The organism is Streptomyces sp. CB01881, from assembly GCF_002953255.1.
Classification (GTDB): Bacteria; Actinomycetota; Actinomycetes; order Streptomycetales; family Streptomycetaceae; genus Kitasatospora.
In genome coordinates this window covers 6,455,813-6,464,421 of the sequence record NZ_CP026498.1, presented here as the reverse complement: position 1 = coordinate 6,464,421, position 8,609 = coordinate 6,455,813, and the positions used below count along the sequence as shown (strand labels likewise).

9 protein-coding genes are annotated in these 8,609 nt (G+C 72.1%); 5 read left to right on the top strand and 4 right to left on the bottom strand.

Annotated elements, in window-relative coordinates; genetic code table 11:
* Together C2142_RS17945 and C2142_RS17940 are read left to right on the top strand one after the other, a co-directional pair.
* Window positions 1-1,391, top strand: a 1,391-nt coding sequence (locus C2142_RS17945; RefSeq protein ID WP_277347262.1) for a helicase-related protein, incomplete at its 5' end; no start/stop codon positions are given.
* A 212-nt stretch (window positions 1,392-1,603) separates the two neighbouring features.
* Complete coding sequence (locus C2142_RS17940; RefSeq protein WP_148643586.1) at window positions 1,604-2,431, top strand: TIGR02452 family protein; 828 nt, start codon at window positions 1,604-1,606, stop codon at window positions 2,429-2,431.
* A 105-nt stretch (window positions 2,432-2,536) separates the two neighbouring features.
* Here C2142_RS17940 and C2142_RS17935 read toward each other — a convergent pair whose 3' ends face one another.
* Window positions 2,537-2,872 (bottom strand): hypothetical protein, encoded by a 336-nt coding sequence (locus C2142_RS17935; protein ID WP_148643585.1) that lies wholly within the window; start codon window positions 2,870-2,872, stop codon window positions 2,537-2,539.
* A 209-nt stretch (window positions 2,873-3,081) separates the two neighbouring features.
* On the bottom strand, window positions 3,082-4,200 hold the full coding sequence (locus C2142_RS17930; protein ID WP_241002644.1) for a hypothetical protein: 1,119 nt from the start codon (window positions 4,198-4,200) through the stop codon (window positions 3,082-3,084).
* 215 nt (window positions 4,201-4,415) lie between these two features.
* Here C2142_RS17930 and C2142_RS17925 point away from each other — a divergent pair, with 215 nt between their 5' ends.
* Window positions 4,416-5,567 (top strand): low temperature requirement protein A, encoded by a 1,152-nt coding sequence (locus C2142_RS17925; RefSeq protein WP_162002497.1) that lies wholly within the window; start codon window positions 4,416-4,418, stop codon window positions 5,565-5,567.
* Window positions 5,560-6,009: an RICIN domain-containing protein gene (locus C2142_RS17920; RefSeq protein ID WP_148643583.1), complete on the top strand. Its 450-nt coding sequence runs from the start codon at window positions 5,560-5,562 to the stop codon at window positions 6,007-6,009. Before C2142_RS17925 ends, C2142_RS17920 begins: the two co-directional genes overlap by 8 nt.
* Before the next feature lie 334 nt (window positions 6,010-6,343).
* Here C2142_RS17920 and C2142_RS17915 read toward each other — a convergent pair whose 3' ends face one another.
* Window positions 6,344-6,607 (bottom strand): hypothetical protein, encoded by a 264-nt coding sequence (locus C2142_RS17915; protein ID WP_206670986.1) that lies wholly within the window; start codon window positions 6,605-6,607, stop codon window positions 6,344-6,346.
* Between the two features lie 341 nt (window positions 6,608-6,948).
* On the opposite strand from C2142_RS17915, the gene C2142_RS17910 reads away from it, so the two are divergent.
* Window positions 6,949-7,422, top strand: coding sequence for a very short patch repair endonuclease (locus C2142_RS17910; RefSeq protein WP_148643582.1), 474 nt, complete (start codon window positions 6,949-6,951; stop codon window positions 7,420-7,422).
* Here the strand turns inward: C2142_RS17910 and dcm are convergent.
* Window positions 7,333-8,547, bottom strand: a complete 1,215-nt coding sequence (gene dcm / locus C2142_RS17905; protein WP_148643581.1) for a DNA (cytosine-5-)-methyltransferase — start codon at window positions 8,545-8,547, stop codon at window positions 7,333-7,335. The genes C2142_RS17910 and dcm overlap by 90 nt on opposite strands.
* Between the last annotated feature and the right edge of the window lie 62 nt (window positions 8,548-8,609).

The window sequence follows — 8,609 nt, the reverse complement described above, 5'->3', positions numbered from 1 at the left end:
CCACCCTGGAGAACGAGATCGACACCCTGGTCAAGCGCTACCTGAAGAGCCCGGTCACCCACGAGGTCGACCCGTCGGCCGGCGCGGTCACCACCATGACCCACCACATCCTCGTGGTGAAGCCCAAGGACAAGGCGCCGATCACCAACGCGATCGCCGCCCGCAAGGGCCGCACGATCATCTTCGTCCGCACCCAGATGGGCGCCGACCGCGTCGCCGAGCAGCTCATCGAGGCCGGCGTGAAGGCCGACGCGCTGCACGGCGGCATGACCCAGGGCGCCCGTACCCGCGTCCTCGGCGACTTCAAGGACGGCTACGTCAACGTCGTCGTCGCCACCGACGTGGCCGCCCGCGGCATCCACGTCGACGGCATCGACCTGGTCCTCAACGTGGACCCGGCCGGCGACCACAAGGACTACCTGCACCGCTCCGGCCGCACCGCGCGTGCCGGCCGCTCCGGCGCCGTCGTCACCCTGGTGCTGCCGCACCAGCGCCGCGGCGTGTTCCGCCTGATGGAGGACGCGGGCGTGGACGCCTCGCGCCACATCCTCGACCACGCCTTCGACGCCGAGGTCGCCAAGATCACCGGCGCCCGCTCGCTGATCGAGGTCCAGGCCGAGAGCGCCGCCGGCATCGCCGGTGCCGCCGAGCGCGAGCTTGCCGACATGACCCGCCAGCTGGAGCGCGCGCAGCGCCGCGCCACCGAGCTGCGCGAGGAGGCCGACCGCCTGGCCGCCCGTGCCGCGCGCGAGCGGGCCGAGCTCGGCATCGAGGACGAGGCGCCGGCCGCCGAGGCCGACTCCGCCGGGGCTTCGGCTTCGGAGACCGTCGTCGAGACCGCCGCCCCGGTGGCGGAGGAGCGCACCCCGTCCTTCCGCGAGACGCGCAACGAGCGTCCGGCGTTCGGTCGTGACCGTGACCGTGACCGTGACCGTGACGACCGCGGCGGCCGTTCCGGTGGCTTCAACCGTGACGACCGTGGTGGCCGTTCCGGTGGCTTCGGTGACCGTGACAACCGTGGCGGCGGCTTCAACCGCGACCGTGACGACCGTGGTGGCCGTTCCGGTGGCTTCGGTGACCGTGACAACCGTGGTGGCGGCTTCAACCGTGACCGTGACGACCGCGGCGGCCGCTCCGGCGGCTTCGGCGACCGTCCGGCCCGCTCCTTCGGCGACCGTCCGGCGTTCGGCCGTGACCGCGACGAGCGCGGTGGCTCCAGCCGTCCGTTCTCCCGCCGCGACGACCACCGCTCCGGTGGCCGCCCGCAGGCCTCCGGCGGCTTCAACCGCGACCGTGACGACCGCGGTGCCCGCTCCGGCGGCTTCGGCGACCGTGACAACCGTGGCGGCGGCTTCAACCGCGACGACCGCAAGCCGCGCTGGAAGAACTGACGCCGCACGGCGCGCGAGTAGCGCGTAGGACGTCGCACAGGACGTACTGACCACGGGCCCGTTCCACTTCGGTGGGGCGGGCCCGTCGTCGTTCCCGCGCGGCCCGCCGTCCGGTGCGGGACCTGCCGCGGACCGCTGTCGCGCGGCCGGTTGTTCTGGTCGTGAGAATAACCTGTGGCGCGTGGGCGGCCCGGTCCCGTACGGTCGCGGACATGAGCAGCAGACTGCATCACGTAGCGGCGGTGAACGAGGAGATCGCCGAGCGGGGGAGCTACCGGGCGTCCGGGGGCGAGCTCGTGCAGGTGTCGGAGCGACTGGCGGTGGCCAGGGAGGGGACGGTGTCGTACACGCCGGAGGCGCTGGACGCGCTGGTGGGGGCCGGGGCGCCGGGGCCGGGCACGGGGGCGGTCGAGGTGACGGCCGAGGGCAGCATCGAGGCGGCCCGGCGGCTGGTGGGGGCCGGCGGAGGCCGGGTGGGGGTGCTCAACTTCGCCTCCGCGCGGAACCCCGGCGGGGGTTACCTGCGGGGCGCCCGCGCCCAGGAGGAGGACATCTGCCGCAGCGCCCTGCTGTACTCCTGCCTGCTGGAGGCGCCGGACTACTACGAGGCGCACCGCGCCTCCGGCGACCTGCGGTACAGCCACCGGGTGATCGTCTCGCCCGACGTGCCGGTGATCCGGGGTGCGCAGGGGGAGCTGCTGGCGAAGCCGTACCCGGTGACGTTCCTGACCTCGCCGGCGCCCAACGCCGGTCAGCTCGAACGGCGTTCGGCCGGTTCGGACGTCCGTGGCGTGCTCGCCGAGCGGGCCGTCCGGGTGCTCGCGGCGGCGGCCCGGCACGAGATACGCACCCTGGTGCTGGGGGCGTGGGGCTGCGGGGTCTTCCGCAACGACCCGGCCCAGGTGGCCGAGGCGTTCGACGGGGCGCTGGCGCAGTACGGCGCGGCCTTCGAACGGGTGGTGTTCGCGGTGTGGGACCGCACGCCCGTCTCGGCGAACCGGGCCGCCTTCGAGGCCCGGTTCGGCGCGGCCGTCGGCTGACGCGGGGGCAGCCGACGGCGGCCGCGCCGAACCGACGGGGGCGGGGCCGCGCCGTCGGTTCCCGCGCGCCGTCGGGCCCCGGGTGCCGTCAGGCCCTCCGCGCTGTCAGGCCTTGCGGCCCGTCAGGGCGGTCGCGACGGTCGAGGCGGCGGCGACCACTCCGGTGACGGCGAAGACGGACGGCCAGGCGCCGATCTTCTTCGCCAGCGGGTGCGAGCCGCCGAACGCCGCCACGTACAGCCCGGTCAGCGCGGCCGCGGTCGCCGTGCCGGAGCGGCGCTGCCACTGCGCGGCCGCGCCGGCCCCGGCCACCGCCAGCACCGCGCCGCCCAGCTCGCGCCGGCCCGTCCAACGGGCCACGCCGTAGCCGCCGACCAGGCCGCCCGCCGCGGTGAGCGCGGCGGGTGCCGCGGCCGAGAGAACGTTCGGGATCCTCGCCATCGTCGACTCCACTCCCCGAGGCTCCTCAGGACGCTCCGGGGCTCCCCGGAGTCCTCGGGCCACGGACTCCCCGCGGCCCCGGACTCCTCGGCGCTCCGCTCGGCTCCCGAGGGCGCTCGGACCGGTACTTCTCGAATCTTCCGGACGTCCCGACCCTAGCCCGACCGTCGGCCGGTCCTGCGGTCCGGCTACCCGAACGCCTCCTCGGTCTAGCCGAACGCCTCCTCGAAGGGGTGGGCCGCGGCGGCCCGGGCGAGCCGTTCGGCCGCCTCGGCCGGGGGCAGCACCCGCTCCAGCCGGAGGCCGCCGGGGACCTGCTGGATGAACCGGCCGGCCGCCCAGCTCCGCTCGTACGGCTGCGGGTCCAGCACCAGGGTGCGGACGCCGTCCACCACCGGGATGTCGCTGGGCGTGCCCTCGTTCCAGATCCACGACCCGTCCGGCGCGACCAGGTTGAACGCGCCCAGCGCGGTGACCCGGCGGCCGTCCACCTCCTCGGTCCGGCTGAGCGCGACCACCTCCGGGTCCGGCCGGACGCCCGGCAGGTGGCCGCCGCCGATCAGCAAGTCAGCAAGGAGCGTGTGCAGCTGGAAGTTGTCGGTCAGACCGTCCATCCGGACCAGGTAACCGGTCCCGGTCGGCCGGTCCAGCACCAGCAGCGGCTCGTCGTCCAGCGTCCTCATCAGGTAGAGCAGGCCCTTGAGGTCATGCTGCTCCTCGCCGTAGCGCTCGATCAGCTCGGCCAGCACCTCCGTCACGCCGGAGGACCACGCGGAGGCGCGGACGGCGGCGTGCGTGTACACCGCGAACGAGGCCATCTGCCACAGGTGCAGCGTCCACCAGCCGATCACCGCCTTGTGGGCGGGCCACGCGTCCGGGTCGTCCGGGTCGGCGATCCGGGCGTGCGCCTGCCCCGGGGAGTCCGCGTCCGGGTCGGGCAGATCGCCGCCGCCCGTCTCCTTCCACCGCTCGATCAGCAGCAGTGCACCGCTCAGCGCCCCGCGCAGGCCGGACAGCACCTGGCCGGCGCAGGCCACCGGATCGGCGCCGCGCTCCACGCAGGCGCCCACCATCATCGCCAGGTGGGCCCGTTCGAACGGCGGGGCGTACGGCAGCACGGCGGCCAGGCGCGGGCCGACCGCCGCCGACTCGCGCTCCCCGGCCGGTCCGAGCAGCCCGCCCACCAGACGGAGGGCGGCGTCGAAGCGCTCGGAGTCGACGGCGTCGGCCGCCGCCTCCAGTTCGGCGATCGCGTGTTCGAGGGTCGGCTGCTGACGGTCTGACGGGTCAGCGGACCCGCCGTGCGGGGGAATTCGGTCGGACACCATTCGCCGCAGCATAGGCGCCCGCCCTGACGGGGCGTCCGGCCGGGGCGCGGGTGGGGCGCGGCTGGGACGTGGCTGGGACGTGGCTGGGGTGTGGTGTGCACGGGTGAGGTGTGGCGGTGTGCGCGGAGTGGGGTGGGCGGGTGTGGTGAGCAACGGCGGTCCGATAGTCGGAAAACGCGCGCACGGGCCGGGCGGTGTACCGCATACTCGCGCGGGTGACCGTCACTCGTGCCCTGTCGGCCCCCTCCGTGGCCTCGGAGGAACCCGCTCTGCGGGCGTCCCCGCTCGAACTCTTCCTCGACCTCGTCTTCGTCTTCACCGTCACCCAGCTCACCGGAAGCCTGGTCCACCACCTCGACCTGGGGGGACTCGCACAGGTCGTGGTGATGCTGGCGGTGATCTGGTGGATGTACGACGCGTTCATCTGGCTGACCAACGCGATGCCGCCCAGCAACCACGGCCGCCGCGGCCTGCTGCTGCTCGCGATGGCCGGCTTCCTGGTGATCTCGCTCTCCGTCCCGCACGCCTTCGAGGGCAGCGGCGTCGCCTTCGGCTGGGCGTACCTGCTGGTGGTCGCCGTGCACACCGGCATGTTCGCCGCCTCCGGGGTGGCGCTCGGACCGGTGCTGCGGATGGGCGGGCTCAACCTGGTCAACACCGCCCTGGTGGTGGCCGGCGGCTACCTCACCGGCACCGCCCAACTCACCCTCTGGGCCGCCGCCTTCGCCCTGCAGTTCGCGATACCCAGGCTGGTCGACCTGCCGCAGTTCCAGCTCCGCGCCGACCACTTCGTCGAACGCCACGGGCTGATCGTGATCATCGCGTTCGGCGAGTCGGTGATCGCCATCGGCGTCGGCGCCGGCACCGCCGACCTCAGCCTCGCGCTGACCGCCGTCGCCGTGCTCAGCCTCACCGTCTGCGTGGGCCTCTGGTGGGCGTACTTCGGCCGCGACGACGACACCCGCGCCGAACACCACATGGCCGCGCTCCCCTCGTACCGCCGCAACCAGCTCGCGGTCTCCGTCTACAACCTCGGCCACTACGGGCTGCTGCTCGGCGTCCTGCTCTTCGCCGCCGGCGTGAAGTCCGCCGTCGCCCACCCCGACGCCCCGATCACCCTGGCCCAGGCCGCCGCACTGGCGGGCGGCGTCGCGCTCTTCCTCACCGTCAACACCGCCGTCCGCCGCACCTTCGCGCTCACCCCCAACCTGCCCCGGCTCGCCGCGGCCGCCCTGCTGGTGGCGGTGGTCCCGCTGGGCACCGGCGTCTCCGCGCTGGCCGAGGTGGCCGCGACGGCGGGCGTCCTCGCGGCGGCCTTCGGGTACGAGGCATGGCGGCGCCCGGTGGCAGACTCACCCCGTGACTGACCACGTGATCACGGACGGCCCCTACCGGGTGCGCAACGTCGGCAGCGGCCTGCTGCTGGAGGTCGCCGACGGGAGCCGCCGCAGCGGCGCCAAAGTCCGGCTGGGCGCGGACGACGGCTCGGACGCCCAGCTCTGGCACCTCACCGCCGTCCACCCCGGCGGCGCCCTCTACCACTTCGAGAACGTCGGCAGCGGCAAGCGCCTGGACGTCACCGGCGCCTCCACGGACGACGGCGTGCCCATCCAGCAGTGGTCCGCCAACGCCTTCGGCGCCCAGGAGTGGCTCCTCGAACACCACCTGGACGCTCCCGGCACCTACACCCTCACCAGCTTCATCAGCGGCAAGCCCCTCAGCGCCGCCCCCACCCCCGGCGCCCCCGTCGAACAGCGCGAGGACGCCGACTCCCCGACCCAGTGGTGGCACCTGGAACGGCAGGACTAACGGCCGGGCCGTGGGCCCTGATATGTAGGGCGTTTTGTCAAGTGGTGCATGGTTGGTCGCACCCTCGGTGGGGGCGAGGGTGCGACGGTGAAGCGATGACGGCTGGTGGGAGCCCGCTTGGGTGCGTGTGGTGGCGGCGACGCGCGGTCAGCCTGATATGCGCGGGTTGGCTACCGCATGACCGGTTGTGCGTCGGGAACGGGTCGCTTGTCTAACTATCGGGCGTGGCCTGCGTGTTCGGCAGACTGCTCATAGGGCCGACGCGGATCGTTCCTCGCGCTGCACCGCCGGCGGCGGCTCCCACCAGCCGGTCTGTGGGCGGACGGGGTGGTGGTCAGGGATCCATGGTCGCCAGACTCCAGCACCAGCCGGACATTTCCCTGGCGACGGCGACCACGGCGATGGTGGAGCGTTTGCGACGCGCGTCCAGGGCCGCCCAGCGCTGGTGGAGCCGACGGTTGCCCTGCTCGCCGCGCTGGCGTACCGGGGCGGGGACCAGGCGTTCGGTGAAGACCTCACCAGTGACGCCGTCCAGGGCCCAGGCCATGGTGGATCGGGCGTGAACGTCCAGCCCGACAGCAGTACGCTCGGTATACATCCGGTGCCTCCCGCAATTGCGGCACTACCGCCCACGGTCCACCGAGGCGGCAACCCGCGACAACTTGCGTGTGAGGCTCCGGACCGTTGCTGCCCGGCCCGCACCCGCACCTGCCGGGTCCGCCCCGGACAGTCGCCGGACAAGCTCCGGCCCGACGGACCGACGTCAAGGCTCGCGCAGCGACCGCGAAGCGGCGGCTCCGGGCTTGACGCCCGGACCGCCGGGCCGGGAATCTCCCGCCCCGGGGCGGACCCGAACCACACAAGCAGCGCACTTCATACGGTCTAACCTGGGAGCAGAGAGGTCAGCGCAGCAGACGATGTCCAAGACGAGGAAGCCCAATGGCTGATACCTGGATTCCGCCGGAGGGGTCCTGGGCGTCATCCGCGGCAAACCGGCGGAACATGCAGGCGATCCGGAGCCGCGACACGAAGCCGGAGATGCGGATCAGGCAGCTCGTCCATGCCGACGGCCTCCGTTACCGTGTCGCTGCCCGGCCGCTTCCCGGGCTCCGGCGTACGGCTGACCTGGTCTTCCGCCCGGCGAAGGTGGCCGTGTTCGTTGACGGCTGCTACTGGCACGGGTGTCCCGATCACTATGTCTCGCCGAGGACCAATCCGGGCTACTGGTCAGACAAGGTCACTCGTAACGTCGAGCGGGACCGCGACACGGATGCCCAGCTGGAAGCGGCGGGCTGGATGGTCCTCAGGTTCTGGGAGCACGAATCACCGGAGGGGTGTGCTCTGGAAATCGGCACGGTCGTCAGAGAACGTCGCGGAAATGCCCGGACCGTCATGCGCGACGCTCAGGCCTGAGTTGCCGGCAGCAGCCGGAAGTGCGGCCTGCTTCTCGCTGTCCGGGCGGCGGCCGAGGCTGAGGACCGCGGCAATGTTCTTTCCGAAAGCCTCTGCCACCGGCGGCGGGAACGCATTGCCGACCTGCCGGTATTTGGCGGTCTTCCCGCCCTCGAAATGCCAGTCTTCCGGGAATCCCTGGATGATGGCTGCCTGGCGTACGGTAAGCTTCGGCCCGCTCTTGCTCAGCAAGTCCCGGGCGACGTTGATTTCGCCGTCCTCGTCATTGGCTACGCCCATTGCGTCGACGCCGAGCTTGCTCCAGGCGGCCTTTGCCCGGGTCGGCCCGAGGTCAGCGCCGCCGTGCTTCTTGGAACCGCCGACCAGAGTGGGGGCGACGCCGCCGGCCTTGGCGTGCTTCTCCCAGAACCGGTGCTGCTCCTCGAGGTTCTCTGTCAGCTCGGGGTAGAGCTTCTTCGCCCTGTCGTAGCGCTCCTGCATGCTCTTCTTCAGGGCCTGGAAAACATTCTTCTGCTTGCCATTGCCGACCGGCCACTCGAACTTCTCCGCGTAGTAGTCCGAGTGGATAGCTACCAGGATGGCCCGCGGGCGGAGCTGGGGTACTTCGTAATCTGCTGCCTCCACCAGATCCCACTTGCAGATCTGGTAGCCCATCTCTTCAAGCTCTGAAATGATCTGCTTCCGGTATCCGGCGAATTTGTGCTCGGGCTGGAGAAGGCCGCGCACATTCTCGATCATGACGGCCTTGGGGCCGATCTCCCGGACGAGTTCGAGCATCCTCGGGAAGAGATCCCTCTCGTCGTCCCGGCCGAGTTGGCGGCCGGCCAGCGAGAACGGCGGGCAGGGAACCCCGCCTGCCAGCAGGCTGATTCTTCCGTGCTCGAAACCCGGAATGTGCTCGGCAGGCTTGAATTCATTCACGTCCATCGGGTGGACGGTGCCGTGCTCCCGTTCCCACTCCCACCCGTCGCGCTCCCGGACGTTCTTGGCCAGCGCGGCCGCTGCGTGCTTGTCGATCTCGACGAGGGCTACATGCTTGAAGCCTGCCTTGTGGAGGCCTACCGCCTGGCCGCCAGCGCCGGCGCAGATCTCGACTGAGGTCAGCGGCTCTTCGCTGGTGGTCATGGGTCGTCCTCCCTGGCTGTGACACGCAAAAGCCAAGTGTCGCAGAGGCGAAGGCGGTCTGG